At 71.3% G+C, this 16,865-nt stretch carries 13 protein-coding genes; 9 read left to right on the forward strand and 4 right to left on the reverse strand.

What is annotated here, in order from left to right; translation table 11 throughout:
- Positions 1–324 precede the first annotated feature (324 nt).
- From ACFYZQ_RS04625 to ACFYZQ_RS04645, 5 genes are read left to right on the forward strand one after another with little or no spacing between them, the layout of a single operon-like run.
- The gene (locus ACFYZQ_RS04625; protein WP_389141501.1) at positions 325–1,785 is read left to right on the forward strand and encodes an ArnT family glycosyltransferase; all 1,461 of its coding nucleotides are present in this window, start codon (positions 325–327) and stop codon (positions 1,783–1,785) included.
- The gene (locus ACFYZQ_RS04630; protein ID WP_389141503.1) at positions 1,782–3,104 is read left to right on the forward strand and encodes an alkaline phosphatase family protein; all 1,323 of its coding nucleotides are present in this window, start codon (positions 1,782–1,784) and stop codon (positions 3,102–3,104) included. The genes ACFYZQ_RS04625 and ACFYZQ_RS04630 overlap by 4 nt, the downstream gene beginning before the upstream one ends.
- Positions 3,083–4,246 carry a hypothetical protein gene (locus tag ACFYZQ_RS04635; RefSeq protein ID WP_389141505.1) on the forward strand — a complete coding sequence of 388 codons (1,164 nt, stop codon included), beginning with the start codon at positions 3,083–3,085 and terminating at the stop codon, positions 4,244–4,246. The genes ACFYZQ_RS04630 and ACFYZQ_RS04635 overlap by 22 nt, the downstream gene beginning before the upstream one ends.
- Positions 4,243–5,400 (forward strand): endo-1,3-alpha-glucanase family glycosylhydrolase, encoded by a 1,158-nt coding sequence (locus ACFYZQ_RS04640; protein WP_389141507.1) that lies wholly within the window; start codon positions 4,243–4,245, stop codon positions 5,398–5,400. Before ACFYZQ_RS04635 ends, ACFYZQ_RS04640 begins: the two co-directional genes overlap by 4 nt.
- Positions 5,397–6,917 carry a fibronectin type III domain-containing protein gene (locus tag ACFYZQ_RS04645; protein WP_389141509.1) on the forward strand — a complete coding sequence of 507 codons (1,521 nt, stop codon included), beginning with the start codon at positions 5,397–5,399 and terminating at the stop codon, positions 6,915–6,917. The genes ACFYZQ_RS04640 and ACFYZQ_RS04645 overlap by 4 nt, the downstream gene beginning before the upstream one ends.
- Positions 6,918–6,945: 28 nt before the next feature.
- Here ACFYZQ_RS04645 and ACFYZQ_RS04650 read toward each other — a convergent pair whose 3' ends face one another.
- Together ACFYZQ_RS04650 and ACFYZQ_RS04655 are read right to left on the reverse strand one after the other, a co-directional pair.
- On the reverse strand, positions 6,946–7,764 hold the full coding sequence (locus ACFYZQ_RS04650) for an Fpg/Nei family DNA glycosylase (RefSeq protein ID WP_389141511.1): 819 nt from the start codon (positions 7,762–7,764) through the stop codon (positions 6,946–6,948).
- Between the two features lie 345 nt (positions 7,765–8,109).
- The gene (locus ACFYZQ_RS04655; RefSeq protein WP_389141513.1) at positions 8,110–8,598 is read right to left on the reverse strand and encodes a ribose-5-phosphate isomerase; all 489 of its coding nucleotides are present in this window, start codon (positions 8,596–8,598) and stop codon (positions 8,110–8,112) included.
- Between the two features lie 224 nt (positions 8,599–8,822).
- Here ACFYZQ_RS04655 and ACFYZQ_RS04660 point away from each other — a divergent pair, with 224 nt between their 5' ends.
- Complete coding sequence (locus ACFYZQ_RS04660) at positions 8,823–10,247, forward strand: amino acid permease (protein ID WP_389141515.1); 1,425 nt, start codon at positions 8,823–8,825, stop codon at positions 10,245–10,247.
- A 64-nt stretch (positions 10,248–10,311) separates the two neighbouring features.
- On the opposite strand, the gene ACFYZQ_RS04665 is transcribed toward ACFYZQ_RS04660, so the two are convergent.
- The gene (locus ACFYZQ_RS04665; RefSeq protein WP_389141517.1) at positions 10,312–12,183 is read right to left on the reverse strand and encodes a protein kinase; all 1,872 of its coding nucleotides are present in this window, start codon (positions 12,181–12,183) and stop codon (positions 10,312–10,314) included.
- A 225-nt stretch (positions 12,184–12,408) separates the two neighbouring features.
- Between ACFYZQ_RS04665 and ACFYZQ_RS04670 the strand changes: the two genes are divergently transcribed.
- Positions 12,409–13,122, forward strand: a complete 714-nt coding sequence (locus ACFYZQ_RS04670) for a hypothetical protein (RefSeq protein WP_389141519.1) — start codon at positions 12,409–12,411, stop codon at positions 13,120–13,122.
- Positions 13,123–13,183: 61 nt separating this feature from the next.
- Positions 13,184–14,512, forward strand: coding sequence for an FAD-binding oxidoreductase (locus ACFYZQ_RS04675; RefSeq protein ID WP_389141521.1), 1,329 nt, complete (start codon positions 13,184–13,186; stop codon positions 14,510–14,512).
- On the opposite strand, the gene ACFYZQ_RS04680 is transcribed toward ACFYZQ_RS04675, so the two are convergent.
- Positions 14,499–15,077 carry a biotin transporter BioY gene (locus ACFYZQ_RS04680; RefSeq protein ID WP_389141523.1) on the reverse strand — a complete coding sequence of 193 codons (579 nt, stop codon included), beginning with the start codon at positions 15,075–15,077 and terminating at the stop codon, positions 14,499–14,501. The two genes, ACFYZQ_RS04675 and ACFYZQ_RS04680, sit on opposite strands and share 14 nt — an antisense overlap.
- 442 nt (positions 15,078–15,519) lie before the next feature.
- Here ACFYZQ_RS04680 and ACFYZQ_RS04685 point away from each other — a divergent pair, with 442 nt between their 5' ends.
- Positions 15,520–16,767 (forward strand): ROK family protein, encoded by a 1,248-nt coding sequence (locus ACFYZQ_RS04685; protein WP_389141525.1) that lies wholly within the window; start codon positions 15,520–15,522, stop codon positions 16,765–16,767.
- Positions 16,768–16,865: the final 98 nt, after the last annotated feature.

Below are 16,865 nucleotides of genomic sequence, written 5' to 3' on the forward strand. Positions count from 1 at the left end.
TCGGTTCCCTGGAGACGGCCGAGGCCGGCGTCGAGGGGACCGAGGCGATGGGAACCACCGGGACTGCCGGGCCGGCCGACCCCCCTGGCCGGTCCGGCGCGGTGGTGGAGTCCCATGCGCCGGACTCCACCACCCGGGAACCGGCCCGCACCGCCCGCCCCCGCGGCGGTGGGGGGCGGCCCCCGCACCGGGGGGCGGGGCGGCTGGGGGGGGCCCCGCGCCCGCCCCCCCCCCCCCGCGCCCCCGCCCCCCCCCCCCCCCCCGGGGGGGGGGGCGCCCCGGCCCGCTCACGGGTCGGCGGTCCTGCTGCGGCTCGCCTCGGCGATGCCGCTGACCGCCGTACTCGCCCTCGCCGCCGGCTTGCGCTTCTGGCGCCTCACAGCGGTGGGTTTCAACAGCGACGAAGCCGTCTACACCGGCACAGCCGCCTCCCTCGCCGGCAACAGCTCCCTCGGTTCCATCTTCCCGGTGTTCCGTGCCCACCCGGTGTTGTTCCAGGCGCTGTTGTCACTGGTGCTGCGCGTCCACCTCAGCGACTGGACGGCCCGCGCGGTGCCCGCGGCCATCGGCGTGGCCGCGGTCGCCATGACGTACGGGCTCGGTGCCAGGCTGTACGACCGTAAGGCCGGACTCGCCGCGGCGCTGCTGCTCGCGGTGATGCCGTACCACGTGGTGGTGAGCCGACAGGTGCTACTGGACGGGACCATGACGTTGTGCGCGACGGCGGCCCTCTACTGCGTAGTGCGTTTCGCCGAGCGGCCGGGTCCGCGGTGGCTGCTCGCAGCCGCCGGGATGATGGGCGCCACCGTGCTGGCGAAGGAGACCAGCGTCGTTCTGCTGGGCGGGCTGTACGCGTTCTTCGCCCTGACCCCGGCCGTACGGATGCGGTGGCGGCAACTGCTGCCGGCGCTGCTCGCGATGACGGTGGTGGCGGCGGCGTCGCCGCTGGCGCTGGCGCTGTCCGACCGGTCCCGCACCGGCGGTGCCTATCTCCTGTGGCAGCTCTTCCGCCGGCCGAACCACCCATGGGCCTTCTACTTCACCGCCGTTCCGCCCGCCGTCGGCCCGCTGGTGCTGGTCTCGGCCGGCGCCGGAATGGTCTGGCTGCGCCGGGAGAACACCTGGCGTGAGCGGCTGCTGCTGTGCTGGATCGGCGTCCCTGTGCTGTTCTTCACCATCTGGCCGGTGAAGGGCTTCCAGTACCTGCTTCCCATCGCGCCGCCGCTGGCGGTACTGGCCGGCCGCACTCTGCGCCGTCTGCCGTCGCTGCCCTGGCCGGAGGTGCGGCGCGTCCGGCTGCCGCGTGCCGCCGCGGTGGCGCTGACCCTCGCCGTGGCGGCGAGCCTCGTCGTGCCCGCGTGGCAGCGGGTGTCCCCGTCCCCTGACGGGACCTTCCTCGCCGGTTCCGGCGGGCTGCCCGGCGGGCGGGAGGCCGGGACGTGGCTGCACGGACATGTGCCGAACGGCGCCCAGCTGCTGGTGATCGGGCCGTCGATGGGCAACGTGCTCCAGTTCTACGGCCACCGCAGGGCGCAGGCGCTGTCGGTGAGCCCGGACCGCCGGAGCCGCAACCCTTCCTACGAGCCGGTCTCCAACCCCGACCGGGCGCTTCGCGACGGTGAGTTCCAGTACGTCGTGTGGGACTCCTACAGCGCGAAACGCACCCCCTTCTTCACCGGAAAGGCCCTGACGCTGATCGACCACTATCACGGGAGGGCCGTGTTCACCGCCCGAGGACGGGGCGGGAAGGCCCTGGTCGTCATCTACCAGGTGCGTGCCACATGAGGCGCCGGGCGGGGAGGCTGCTGCTCGCCGCACAGACAGCGGTGATGCTGGTCCTCGCGGCCGGCGCTCCGGCGGACGCGGCGGGCGCGCACCAGCCGAGGACCCCCATACGGCACTTCGTCTACCTGATGCAGGGCGACCGCACCTTCGACCAGTACTTCGGAACGTATCCCGGTGCCGACGGTCTTCCCGCCGACACGTGCCAGGCACGTGACCTGGCCCATCCGCACAAGGGATGCGTCAAGCCGTACGCCCTGCACGGCAAGGCGGCCCCGGCCGCGGCCCTCGCCGCGGGCAAAACCGTGATCGAGCGGCAGTACGACGGGGGGAAGATGGACGGCTTCGTGGCGGCGTACGAACGTCAAGGGCGGGACGGGGCAGCCGCCATGGGCCACTACGACCGGCGCGATCTGCCCTTCTACTGGAACGCCGCCGACCGCTACCAGCTCTTCGACCACTTCTTCGCCTCCGCACGGCAGGGCACCCGGGCCGACCGCGCGTACTGGGTCGCGGGCGGCGCTGCGCTCTCCGGCCGGACGACGATCTTCGACCGCCTGCAGGCGGCCGGGGTGAGCTGGAAGTTCTACGTCGAGGACTACGACCCGAAGCAGACGTTCCGGCAACGCTCCGAGGGTGATCCGGCCACCCAGACGGTCCGCGTCCCGCTGCTCGACTCACCACGGTTCGTGGACGACCCCGAGCTCCGGGGCCACATCGTGGACCTGAACCAGTACTACGTGGACCTGGAACACGGCCGACTGCCCGCCGTCGCCTACATCGCGAGTTCGGGAGCGGGCGAGCGCTCGGCCCGTTCCGTCCCGGCGGGACAGCGACTGGTGCGCAATCTGACCACGCAGCTGATGCTCAGCGGCTACTGGAACTCCTCGGCGCTGCTGTGGTCTTACGACGGATCCGGCGGCTGGTACGACCACGTCGCGCCGCCCCCGGGCTACGGCTTCCGCGTGCCGGCACTGCTGGTCAGCCCGTATGTGCCCCGGGGCCGGGTGGAGCACACCGTCTTCGACGCGACGAGCGCGCTGCGGTTCGTCGAGGAGAACTGGGGGCTGAAGGCGCTCGGCGGCCGGGACACCAAGGCGACCAGCCTGGGCCGGGCCTTCGACTTCCGGAACGGGCCACGACCGGCCGACATCATCCCTGCCACGACAACGGCACCGGTCGCCCTCCGGCCGGTGCGGTCGGCGATGGTCTACGGCGTGTACGGCGGGGCAGTCGGTATCGCCGCCCTGCTGGTGCTCACCGCCGCCGTGGGGCAGCGGCTCACGAAGGGGGTGCGCTCATGGCGGCGCCGCGCACGGTGACACCGGCCCGTCCGTGGCGCCGACGCGCACAGCGCGCGGCGGCTCTGCTCGGCGCGCTCGTGATGGTGTGCGCGGCGGCCGGAGCCGCTGCGGCGTACACCGCGCCCAAGCGACCGCATCCGCACCGTAAACCGTGGATGGTGACCGTGACCGTGCGGACCGTTCCGGTGCTGTCCCATGTGCGGTTCACCTTCGACGGCACGCAACTCGTCACCGACTCCCACGGTCAGGCCGAGTACACCGGATCGCACGACTTCGACGAGCACGCCCTGACGCTGACGGACGCCGCGATCAACACCAGGAACCGTCACTACCGATTCGCCCGCTGGTTCGGCCAGCGGGACCCGGACCAGGCGTTCCGCCCGTCCGTCACGGGGCTGCCGCTGCGCGCCGACTACACGGTCACCGCGGCCTTCTCCGCCCGCTACCCCGTCACCACCTCCTTCACCGACCAGCACGGCACACCGGTCGCGGCAGGGCGGATCAGCTCGACCACCATGAAGAGCGACACGGGAAGCAGGATCGAGGTCCCGCCGGGCCGTACCGTCTGGCTGGACGGCCTGCTCCCCGTCTTCCGCGACAGCGTTCTCACCACGCGCACCATCTCGTACTCGCTGCAGAGCGTGATGGTGGACGGCACGAACACCGTCGACGCGGGCAAGCAGCGTTTCACCCCGGCGGCCTCGGGCAAGCCGGTCTTCGTCACGCAGTTCCACGACCTGACGATCACCGCCCACGACGCGATGCTCTCGGCCGCCACCGGTTCGGCGGCCGAGGTGACCATGCCGGACGGGACGGTACGTACGGTCCCGTTCGGCAAGGACGGAAGGGCGACGCTGCGCGGGCTGCCCCGCGGCCATTACGCGGTCGACGTCAAGGCCGGCGGAGTGACGGCCGGCCAGGAGGTGCGGCTGTCCAAGGACCGTGAGGTGGACGTCCAGGTGATCGGCGACGAGGACCTGGCGGGCGCCGCCGTACTGCTGCTGGCCACAGCGGTCGGGCTCGTGTTCGCCGGACGGTCCGCGGCGCGCAGGGCCGCGAGGAGGACCGGACTCCGCGGGAAACCACGCGTCCAGGAGGCGGGCGACGCGGCCGGGGAACCGCCCGGCGAGCCTTCCGGCGGGAAGGTGCTGCTGACATGAGACGCACCAGGACGGCGGTGGCCGTCCTCACCCTGCTGCTGGGGCTGCTGGGCGCGGTGCCCGGTCAGGCCGCTGCGGCCGTCCGTTCCGGCGCGGGGGGCGGAGGCGTCCCGCTGCTCGCTTACTACTACCAGTGGTTCCAGCCGTCGTCCTGGCAGCGGGCGAAGACCGACTACCCTCAGCTCGGCCGGTACTCCAGCGATGACACCGGGGTCATGCGCACGCACATCGCCTGGGCGAAGTCGGCGGGCATCAACGGATTCATCGTCAGCTGGAAGAGCACCCCGGTGAACAACCGGCGACTGCGGCTGCTGATGTCCGTCGCGGCGACCGAGGACTTCAAGATAACCATCATCTACCAGGGCCTGGACTTCCAGCGTCACCCGCTGCCGGCGGCCAAGGTCGCGGCGGATTTCGCCTACTTCGCCAAGTCGTTCGCCGACAGTCCGGTGCTCTTCCGGCTGGACGGAAAACCGCTCACCGTGTTCAGCGGGACATGGGCGTACACGCACGCCGAGGTGGCGAGTGTCACCCGGCCGGTGCGCGGCAGACTGCTGGTGCTCAACACCGAGAAGAACGAACGGGGTTACGAGCGTCTGGCCGACGTCACCGACGGCGACGCCTACTACTGGTCGTCGGTGAACCCCGACACCAACCCCCGGCACGCCACCAAGCTCGACGCCATGGGCAGGGCCGTACACGCCCACCACGGGTTCTGGGTCGCCCCCTTCGCACCGGGCTTCGACGCCCGGATGGTCGGCGGCACCAAGGAGGTGCCGCGCAAGAACGGCGCGACACTGCGCGCCGAGTACACCGCCGCCGTCGGCTCGCACCCGGACGTACTGGGCCTGATCAGCTGGAACGAGTTCAGCGAGAACTCCTACGTCGAACCGTCCGTCGCCGATGGACGGCGCTATCTGGACGTGCTGCGCGAACTGCGCGGCGGGGCGGCCGCCGGACGGACGGCCACCCTCGCGAACGCGGCGCCCACGACGCACCGGCACGCCGTCGCGCGGATCGCGTACTGGCCGAACCTGCTTCGGCTGGCAGGGTTCGCCGCGGTCCTGGTGGCGGGCGTGACGCTGTTGGCCCGGCGTCGCGCGGCAGGCGGCCCGGGTCGCCTAGGAAGATCCACGGAAAGAAGAACGTCATGAACCAACCGTTCGGAGCACGGGGAGGGGCGCGACCGTCCCGAAGACGTCTGACACAGACCGCCGCCGCCGTCGCCACCGGGCTCGGCCTGGTCCTCGCGGTCACCTCCCCGGCGCACGCCGCGCTGCCGGGGGCCGACTCCCACCTCACCCGGGCTCCGTACCTCACCGACCTCACCACCACGTCGGTGCAGGTCAACTGGGGCACCACCACGCAGAGCAAGGGCAGCGTCCGCTACGGCCCGCTCGGCAACTGCTCGGCGTTCACGGTCACCTCCGGCAACTCGGGCTATCCGATGACGGTCAACGGCGTGACGGAGTACCGCAATTCGGTGACCGTCGGCGGGCTGTCGGCGGGCACCGCGTACTGCTACCGGGTGTACACCGGCGGCTCGGCCCCGGTGGACCTGCTCGGCACCCTGGCCACTCCCGGGTTCACCACCCTGGAACCGGTCGGTTCGACCAGGCCGTTCAGCTTCGCCGTGCTGGGCGACTGGGGCGACACCACCAACAGCGGCGTCGACGACGGCTCGGTCAACGTCAACCAGGCCGATGTGCTGTCCCAGCTCGGCCGCAGCGGGGTCCGGTTCGCGGTGTCGGCGGGGGACGTCGCCTACCAGGGCGGATCGCAGACCAACTACGGCGACCTGAACCAGACGGGCATCGACGTCAGCGCCGTCTTCGGCCCCCAGTACTGGGCGCAGCCCGGCATGAGCGTCCCGATGTTCGCGGTGAGCGGCAACCACGGCCAGAACTCCACCTACCTGCTCAACTGGCCGACGGCCGCCGTCGCCACAGCCTCCGGCGGGACCTACGCCATGGTCGGCTACCCGTCGATCGACGGCACCAGCCCGGGCTCCTACCCGACGGCGTACTACGCCGTCGCCACGGGCGGGGTACGGATCTACATGCTGGACGCGGCCTGGGGCAACAGCAACACGGGCACGGCGACGGGTGGCACGTGCGGTTCGCACTGCGCGATATACCAGGTCGACCATGACGCCCACTGGACGGTCTCGTCCGCCGAGTACCAGTGGCTGGCCTCCGATCTGGCCGCGCACCGGGGCGGTGTGAAGATGGCCGTCTTCCACTTCCCGCTGCGCTCGGACGACGCCACGGAACCCGACGACAACTACCTCAGCGTCTCCGCCGGGCCGTCCAGCCTGGAGTCGCTGCTGCACGACAACGGCGTGGACCTGGTGTTCAACGGACACGCGCACGACTACCAGCGCAACACCGCACCCCCGGGCGGCGTGATCAGCTATGTCACCGGAGGCGGGGGCGCCAAGGCCACTCCGGTCAGGGGCGGCACCGGCTGTTCCGCGACCGACGCGTACGCCGTCGGCTGGTCGTACAGCAAGGCCAAGGGCTCGGCGTGCGGTGCGGCCCCGGTCCCGACCAGCGACGCGCAGGTGTACCACTTCCTGCAGGTGACGGTCGACGGCAGCACGGTGACGGTGACGCCGACGGACTCCCTGGGCAGGACCTTCGACGTGCGGACGTACGACTTCTCGCAGTGACGGGGCCGGTCTGCCGGCGCCGGTGATCTCAAGGTCGCTGGCAGGTCGGGCACCAGAAGAGGTTGCGGGCGGCGAGGTCCGCGGTACGGATGCCGGTGCCGCAGATGTGGCAGGGCAGGGTGGCCCTGCGGTAGACGTACACCTCGCCGCCGTGGTCGTCGACGCGGGGCGGGCGGCCCATGGCCTCTGGGGTGTGCTCGGGGCGGACGGTGTCGATGCGGTTGTTGCGGACGCCCTCGTGCATGAGCTCGACGAGGTCGGCCCAGATCGCCTCCCACTGGGCGGGGGTGATGTCGCGGCCCGCGCGGTACGGGTCGATCCGGTGCCGGAAGAGGACCTCGGCGCGGTAGACGTTGCCGACGCCCGCGACGACCTTCTGGTCCATGAGGAGGGCGGCGATCGTCGTACGGCTGCGGGAGATGCGGCGGTACGCGGCTTGCGGGTCGGCGTCCGGGCGGAGGGGGTCGGGGCCGAGGCGGTCGTGTATCGCCTGCTTCTCGGTGGGCGTGATCAGGGCGCAGGTGGTGGGGCCGCGGAGGTCGACGTACGAGGTGGTGTTCGCGAGGCGGAGGCGGACGGTGTCGGTGGGCGGGGGTGCGGGGGCGTCACCGAAGGTGACCTTGCCGAAGAGGCCGAGGTGGATGTGGACCCAGTCCGTGTCCTCGGGGTCCCGGAAGCCGAGGAAGAGGTGCTTGCCGTGGGCTTCGGTGTGGGTGAGTTCCGTGCCGGTGAGCAGTTCGGCGGCGTCGGAGAACTTGCCCTGGGGGCTGGTCACGTGGGGGGCCGTGCCGGAGAAGTGGGCGGCGTAGTCGTGCGCCAGCCGGTGGATCGTGTGCCCCTCTGGCACGGTGCCCGTTCCTTTCCCCGGGGCTCTGCCCCGGATCCCGCCAGGGGCTGCGCCCCTGGACCCACGTCTCCCACCCGCCCGCCCGTGGCAGCCAACTGGGAAGTCCCCCACCTGGGGCTCCGCCCCAGACCCCGGCGGGGACCGCGTCCCCTGCACCCCTCGCGGGGCTCCGCCCCTGCACCCCGGCGGGCTCCGTCCCTGTGCTCCGGCGGGCTTCGGCCGTGCCTTCTGTCTGTGCTCCGGTCGGCATGACTCAGCCCGTCTGGGGGTGCCCCTTCTGGGGGAGTTCGAGGACGAGGCCGTTCAGGGCGAGGCGGGGGTCTGGGGGCGGCAGCCCCCAGAGGCTCAGCCCTGCTGGGGGTGGTGGGCCGGGATGGGGGGCAGGTCGCCCGTCGTCTCGTAGGCCGACAGCATGTCGATCCGGCGGGCGTGGCGCTCGTCGCCCGAGAACGGCGTGCCGAGGAACGTCTCGACGAACTTGGTCGCCTCCTCCTGCGTGTGCATGCGCGCGCCCACCGCCACGACGTTGGCGTTGTTGTGCTGGCGGCCGAGGGAGGCCGTCTCCTCGCTCCAGGCCAGGGCCGCCCGGACGCCCTTCACCTTGTTCGCGGCGATCTGCTCGCCGTTGCCCGAGCCGCCGATCACGACGCCGAGGGAGTCGGGGTCCGCGGCCGTGCGCTCCGCGGCGCGCAGGCAGAAGGGCGGGTAGTCGTCCTGGGCGTCGTAGATGTGGGGACCGCAGTCGACGGGGTCGTGGCCCGCCGCCTTGAGCCATTCGACGAGGTGGTTCTTGAGTTCGAAGCCCGCATGGTCCGAGCCGAGATACACGCGCATGGGTCGAGTGTGACACGGGTGTTTCTGGGCAGCAGCACTCGGGTGTCGGGAGGGAAAAGTGTGAGTCAGGCCATAGAACCTCAGGAGAACCTCAAATAACAATCCGGAATCAAAGGTTCCCGAATTCCTTCGCCTCGGATTCACTGGACCGACTCGTACAGGCCACACAACGGCATCCCCCCGCGTACGGGAAACCGCTCCACCGGCGCAAAGGAAATCCGTCCATGACCCCTGGTTCCGGACTTCAAGCAGGACTCAAGAACCGCCATCTGTCGATGATCGCCATCGGCGGTGTGATCGGTGCCGGACTGTTCGTCGGCTCCAGCAGCGGTATCGCCACCGCAGGGCCCGGCATCCTCCTCTCCTACGCCCTCGTCGGCACGCTCGTGGTGCTGGTGATGCGAATGCTGGGCGAGATGTCCGCCGCCAATCCCACCTCCGGCTCCTTCTCCGCGCACGCCGACCGTGCGCTCGGCCGCTGGGCCGGGTTCTCCATCGGCTGGCTGTACTGGTTCTTCTGGGTGGTGGTGCTGGCCGTGGAGGCCACCGCCGGAGCCAAGATCCTCGCGGGCTGGATCCCCGCGGTGCCGCAGTGGGGCTGGGCGCTGATCGTGATGATCGTGCTCACCGCCACCAACCTGGTCTCCGTCGGCTCCTACGGCGAGTTCGAGTTCTGGTTCGCCGGGATCAAGGTCGTCGCGATCGCCGCGTTCATCGTGATCGGCGGCCTCGCCGTCTTCGGTGTGCTGCCCGGCGCGCACAGCGACAAGGCCGGCCTCGGCAATCTCACCGACCACGGCGGCTTCCTGCCGCACGGTCCCGGCGCCATCCTCACGGGTGTGCTGCTCGTCGTCTTCTCCTTCATGGGCAGCGAGATCGCGACGCTGGCGGCCGGCGAGTCGGAGGACCCGCAGAAGGCGGTCACCAAGTCCACCAACAGCATCATCTGGCGGATCGGCGTCTTCTACCTCGGCTCGATCCTGGTGGTCGTCTCCCTGCTGCCGTGGAACGACCCCTCCATCGAGAAGCAGGGCTCGTACGTCGCCGCCCTCGACTCCCTCGGTATCGCGCACGCCGGTCAGATCATGAACTTCATCGTGCTGACCTCGGTGCTGTCCTGCCTCAACTCCGGTCTCTACACCGCCTCCCGGATGGCCTTCTCGCTCGGCGAGCGCGGTGACGCGCCGAAGGCGTTCTCCAGGACCACCTCGCGCGGTGTGCCGATGACCGCGATCGTCGCCTCCGTCGTGTTCGGCTTCGTCGCCGTCTTCTTCAACTACAAGTACCCGGACACGATCTTCAACTTTCTGGTCAACTCCAGTGGTGCGGTGGCCCTGTTCGTCTGGCTGGTCATCTGTTTCTCGCAGCTGCGCATGCGGAAGATCATCCAGGCCGAGGCGCCGGAGAAGCTGGTCGTGAAGATGTGGCTGTATCCGTACCTGACCTGGGCCACGGCCGCGCTGATCGTGTTCGTCCTCGGCTACATGCTGACCGACACGGAGGGCCCGAACAGCGGGCGGACCACCGTCCTGCTGTCACTGCTGGTCGCGGCGGTCGTGATCGTGGTCGCCGTGGTGAAGGAGAAGCTGGTCGCGGACCGCCGGCCGGTGGATGGCGTCGAGGCGGAGAGCGACAAGGTGTCCGTCTGATCCGCCGGCACATGTGAGCGGGTGAAGGGGAGGGAGGCCCTCGGGCCTCCCTCCCCTCGCTCGTTCACAGCACCGTGAAGCTGTCCTTGACCGTGTCGTACGTCTTGAGCGCCCCGCTCTCGATCTCCGGCTGGTACCAGGTGTTGACCTGGTACGACTTCCCGTTCGCGTCGAAGCCGAGCAGCCGGGCGTGCCAGGCGACGTCCCCCAGCGTGAAGGTGTACTCCCAGACCACCGCCGGGTGGCCCTGGAAGGTCGTCTCCGCCAGACGGATCTTGGCGTAGTCCCTGCCCTGCCGGGCGCTCCGCTCGGAGGCGCGCCAGGTGTCCAGGAGGTCGCCGCGGGCCAGGGAGGACTTGGCGACCAGTTCCTGGCGGCCGTCGGGAGAGGTGTAGTGCACCTCGGCACCGGTCTTGACGTCCCGTCGCCAGCCCTCCGGTGTCCGCCAGGCGTACCCGCCCGCCTCCCGGTGTGCGCCAGGCGGGAGGCTCTGCGGGCGGGAGGTGCCCTCGACGGTGGGTGACGGGCTCGTGGGTGACGGGCTGATGGGTGCGGAGGTCGCGGCGGAGGGGCCGGGCGACGACCCCGCGTGCGCGTCGTGCCCCGGTCCGTCGGCCGACGTGGCCGGCAGGATCGCCACCACCGCGGCGACGGCGACCGCCCCGAGCGCGGCGAGCAGCGCGGTACGGCGGCGGCCGTGGCGTGGGTCGGATCGCTCGCCCCGGTGGTCGTCGGCGGTACGGGTGCTCCGCGCGCTCGACGAAGTGTGCTTCGGGCGGGCCTGGGTCGCGGCCTGGGCACGGTTGAGGGAGACACCGGGGCGGGAGCCTTGGACGGGCGGGCCGGCAGGGGCCGGGTCGGGAACGGGCTCGTGGGTGGGCTCGGGGGCGGGAACCGGATCGGGAGCTGACTCGGGCTCCGGATCGGGCACGGGCTCGGGGACGGGGACCTGCCCCGGCCCCCGCTCCTGCCCCGGCTCCGGCACCCGGGGATCCCGAGCCGGCCGCAGCCCCGCCGCGTCGACGAACACCGGCGTGGGCCGCTCCTCCGGCACCCCCACCGCACGCGTCCGCCCTCCCCCGGCCGGTGCCTCACCGTCCGCCGGGCCGCTCTCCGTCACCTGGAGGGTCGGCGTCGGGTCCGGGAACGCCACCGGGCGCAGGGCCTCCTCGACCTCGGTCAGGTCCGGCCTTGTCGACGGTTCCTTCTCCAGGAGGGCGGCCAGGATGTCGCGCAACGGACCGGCGCCGGGCGGGAGTTCGGGTTCCTCGTAGAGGACGGCGTGCAGTGTGCCGAGGGTCGTGTCGCGGGAGAAGGGCGAGTGGCCGGCCAGGGCCGCGCAGAGGGTGGCGCCGAGGGACCACACGTCGGACGGCGGTCCCTGGCGGCGGCCGGAGATGCGCTCGGGCGCCATGTAGTCGGGAGAGCCGACCAGCATGCCGACCACGGTGAGCGCCTTGGCGTCCTGGATGGCCGCGATGCCGAAGTCCGTCAGGACGACCCGGTCGCCGGCGGCCTCGACCAGGACGTTCCCCGGTTTGATGTCCCGGTGCAGCACGCCCCCGGCGTGCACCTGCCGCAGCGCCGCCACCAGTCCCAGCCCGATCCGTGCCGCCTCGCGCGGGCCGAGCGGTCCCGCGGTCGCCATGATGTGCTCCAGGGAGCGTCCGGCGACCAACTCCATGACGATCCACAGACGGTCGCCCGCGTCGACGACGTCGTAGACGCGGACCACGTTGGGGTGGTCGATCCGGGCCGTGGCCCGCGCCTCGCGCAGCGTGCGTTCCCGCCGGGTGCGCGTGTCCTCCGCGTCGAGCCCGTCGATCCGCATCTCCTTGACCGCGACCTCCCGGTCGAGGATTTCGTCGGCGGCCCGCCACACCCGCCCCATTCCCCCCTGGCCGATGCTCTCGGCCAGCCGATAGCGGCCCGCCACCAGTAACCCCGGAACACCACCCCTCCCCGTAATTTCCGGGTCTCCGCTATTTCCCGTATTTCCCGTGTTCCCCGGCAATCCGCTGCACCCCCCTCAACGACCGCCCCAGCCGAAACACAATGGTCACACTTCGCGCGGTACCAGCATAGTGCGGAGAAATCTTGTGGTACCTCTTCAAGTACTGCGAATTCAGGCGCAGTCCAGGGGGTTGCAAGGGGGACGAACATGAGTTCTCGTCGCAGGGCGGCCATCACGGGATCGCTGCTCACGGCAACTTTTTCGGCCGTGCTGATCCTTTCGTGCACGGCCGTCGCGGACGACCAGGGACCGGCAAGCGGTAAGGGGGGAAAGGCTGTTGACGAGGCGCCGGCGGGTGTCGAGCTGAGCACCACGCTGCCGTCGAGGATCTCCGTCGACAACAGCTCGCGAAAGACGGCGATCACCGCCACGGTGAAGAACGACGGAAGCAAGAACAGCGGTGACATCAAACTTCTGGTGGTCGGTTTCGACGGGCTGGAGGTCGACGGCGTCAAGGGCTGCTCGGCGATCGCACGAAAGGACCTGCCGAAAGGTTCGAACAGCGGCTTCGCCTGTTCGGTCGGCTCGCTCGCCGCCGGCAAGTCGAAGTCGTACGCGGTCGACGCCACGTACGACCTGGGCAGGACCGGGAAGATCTGCCTTCCGGTGCAGCGTTCCGACGGGAAGAAGACGTTCTGGCAGCAGGGGCCGGTGCCGTTCGGGACGACCAACCCGTCACCGAACGCCCCGGCCACCCCACTGCTGCTCGGCACCGACAACAAACCGGTGGGGCCGGCCGGCGACCAACTGCCGAGGACGGGGGCGGGCGACGGCGTGCTGCCGCTGGGCGCGGTCGGCGGCGCCCTGGTCGCGGCCGGCGCGGCCGGGATGCGGTGGGCCCGGCGACCGCGCCGGGACTGAGTCGGACCAATGGCCGCATCACTCGACGTCGGCTTGAGGTGATGCGGCCATACTGTCCGCCATGACCTTCGTGGACGACACCGCAGACCTGCTCGCCCTCCGCCCCGGCGACCCGGGCTACGACGAGGAACTCGCCGGTTTCCAGACCGGGTTACCCCAGCGGCCCGCCGTGGTATTCCCGGTCTCCTCGGCCGACGACGTGATCACTGCCGTACGCTACGCCGCCGCCGAGGGCCTGCCGGTCGGGGTGCAGGCCACCGGGCACGGACTGCCCGACGCGTCGGAGGGCGGGGTGCTGATCACCACCCGTCGCATGGACCGGGTGACCGTCGACCCCGAGGCCCGCACCGCACGTGTCCAGGCGGGGGTGCGGTGGGGGCAGGTGGTCGCGGCGACCGAGCCGTTCGGACTGGCGCCGCTCAACGGTTCCGCGCCGGGCGTGGGCGCGGTGTCCTACACGCTGGGCGGCGGACTGGGCATCCTGGCCCGGGAGTTCGGCTACGCGGCCGACCGCGTCCGTTCGCTGGACGTGGTGACGGCGGACGGCCGGCTGCGCCACGTGACCCTCGAGTCCGACCCCGACCTGTACTGGGCCCTCCTCGGCGCCGGGCACAACTTCGGCGTCGTCACCGAGTTGGAGATCGACCTCGTACCGGTGCGCACCGTCTACGGCGGCTCGCTCACCTTCGACGGGCAGGAGGTGGACCCGGCGACGGTGCTGCGGGCGTACGAGGAGTGGACGCGGACCGTGCCGGACGAGCTGACCTCGGCCCTCGCCGTCATCCCGTACCCGGACGTGCCGGCGCTGCCGCCGCATCTGCGGGGGCGGTACGTCGTCTCGGTGCGGGTGGCCCACACCGGAGCGAACGGGGACGAACTCGTCGCCCCGCTGCGGCGGGTCGGCCCGGTGCTCGGCGACTCGCTGCGGGAGATGCCGTACGCCGAGGCCCACACCATCTACAACGACCCGGACGTCCCGAACGCCTACCACGGCGACGGCGTGGTGCTGCGCGAGCTGGACCCGACCGCCGCGGGTGAACTGCTGAAGCTCACCGGGCCGGGCGCGCCGACCAGGTGCGTGGTGCAGGTGAAGCACCTGGGCGGGGCGCTCGCCGAGCCCGCGCCCAACTCGGTGCCGTACCGCGAAGGGCGGTTCGTTCTGCAACTGCTGGCCGCCGGCGACCGGGAGACGGCGCGGACGCTGCTGGACCCGGCTTTCGCGCTGCTGGCGGACGCCACCCTGGGCCGTTCGCTCAACTTCGCCGCGGGCGCCGGTGACCGGACCGAGGGGCTGTACGACGACGGGACGCGAAAGAGGCTCGCCGGTCTGAAGGCTCAGTACGACCCGGCGAACCTCTTCCGCAGGAACTACGCGATCAGCGCTCGATGAACTTCCAGGCGGTGGGCAGCAGTCCCATCGCCAGGGCGGCCTTGAGGGCGTCGCCGATCAGGAACGGGGTGAGACCGGCCGCGATCGCGGCGGACGCCGGGATGCCGGCGGCGTAGGCCAGGTAGGGCACGCCGACGGCGTAGATGATCGCCTCGCCAAGGATCATCGTGCCCGCCGTGCGCCACACATTGCGGTCGGCGCCGCGCCTGGCCAGCGCGCCGACCACGGCGGAGGCGAGCAGCATGCCGAGCACGTAGCCGAAGGACACCGCGCCGGAGCCGGAGGTGCCGTCCGCGAACCACGGCACGCCGGCGACGCCCGCGAGCGCGTACAGCGCGAGGGAGAGGAAGCCGCGGCGTGCGCCGAGCGCGGTGCCGACCAGCAGGGCGGCGAAGGTCTGGCCGGTCACCGGCACGGGCGAGCCGGGCACCGGAACGGAGAGCTGGGCGGCGAGGCCGGTGAGCACCGCGCCGCCCAGCACGAGCGCGACGTCGCGGACGCGCGACGCGGGCAGCAGGTCGGCGAGGACTTCACCGGGGCGAGCGGTGGCGGTGGCGGTGCTCATGGGGACTCCGCGGAAGATCGTGGGCAGGTGGGAACACCGTGACGCTATCCCGGTCACCTCGAGTCGATCACCGTCAGCGCTCGACAAAGGCTGGAACGAGGGCTTGGTGGGCTCCGGACAAAGGATGGCGGTTACACCGGGTACGGCGTGATACCGGTCACTGAGGCAGGGCGGTTTCGCTCACCTGACGGGCCGTCGGACGGCTGTGGGATCCCACCAAATACATCCGAATGAATCCTAGTGGTCTGGTGGGATTCACCTTTCCTGCCCTACCCTTCCAGCCATGGTTGCCCAAGCCCGGTACTTCACGTCGCGTCGCTACGTCGACCTGCGACGCCAGGGCACCGCGACCTGTCGCCGCCCCGACTGAGGCGTGCGGAGCGGTTTCGGCACGCCTCGATCCACGAGTCGTGTCGGCCCCGTTCCCCAAGGACGGTTTCCCATGCCCCGTACCGCGGCATCCACCCTTGCCTCTCCCACAGCCCGCGCCGCCGACAGTGACCGGCGGCGCACCAGTGCCAGCGTCGTCCTGCGGTCCGTGCTGGAGCACGGGCCTGTGGCCCGCAGCACCATCGCACGGCTGACCGGGCTGTCCCCGGCGTCCGTCACCGACTACTGCGCCCGCTTCACCGAACTCGGGCTGATCCGCGAGGCCACCGCGCCCCGCCGTTCGAACGGGGTCGGCAGGCCTCATGTGCCCCTGGACCTCGACGACTCGCGGTTCGTGGTCGGCGGTGTGCACATCGCCGTGCCGTACACCACGGTCGCCCTGCTGGACCTGCGCGGCCGGGTGCTGGCCCGGCGGGAGCTGAAACACGAACACACCGACCCCGGCCGGGTGCTGGCGCGGGCGGCCGACGGGCTGGCGGCGCTGCTCGCCGGGTCACCGGGCACACGGCCCCTGGGGGTCGGGGTGGCGACCGGGGGCTGGGTGGACCGGGACTCGGGGACGATCGTCGAGCACACGCTGCTGGGCTGGCGGGACGTGGCGGTGCGGGAGGTGCTCGGCGCGCACACCGGGCTGCCCGTCCATGTCGACGGGCACGCACGGGCGCTGGTCAACGGGGAGCGGCTGTTCGGGCGGGCGAGGGGCAGCACGAGCGTGCTGCACCTGTTCGTCGGCAACGTGGTCGACGCGGCCTTCGCCACGCATGACGCGGTGCACTACGGGCCGCGCTCCCAGGCCGGGGCGATCGCCCACCTGCCGGTGCCGGGTGGCAGCGAGCCGTGCGCCTGTGGGCGCGTCGGCTGCCTCCAGGCCGAACTCAGCGAGCGGACGTTGTGCCGGCGGGCCCGGGAGTCGGGGGTCATCGACGGGACGAACCCGATGCGTCTGGTCGGCGCCGCGGCGGCCGGGGACACGATGGCCACGCGACTGCTCGTGGAGCGGGCCGCGGCGACCGGGCGGGCGGCACGGCTCCTGCTGGACCTGCTCAACCCCGAGACGCTCGTGGTGACCGAGGTGGGTGCCATGCACCGTGAGGACTGCCTGGACGCTTTGCGCGAGGCGGTCGGGGCGGATCGCGCCGGGAATGTTTTCGCGACGAGTTTCCCGGACACCGTGCTGGCCGTGGCGGGCGGATCCGTGGTTCTCGACGTGCTCTATCGAGACCCGCTGGGCCCTGAGCGACAGCCTCACCTGAGGCTAGTTAATTCAGAAACTCCGAATGTTGACAGAGGGCGCTCATGACCGGGAACATCCTGGTCATGACCTGTCGCACCCTTTGTTGCTGACGTGTTGACGCGCCGTGAAGCGCGTATCTCCCCTGCGTGAATTCCCCTTCCTCG

The sequence above is a fragment of the Streptomyces sp. NPDC001843 genome, assembly GCF_042891955.1.
Lineage (GTDB): Bacteria > Actinomycetota > Actinomycetes > Streptomycetales > Streptomycetaceae > Streptomyces.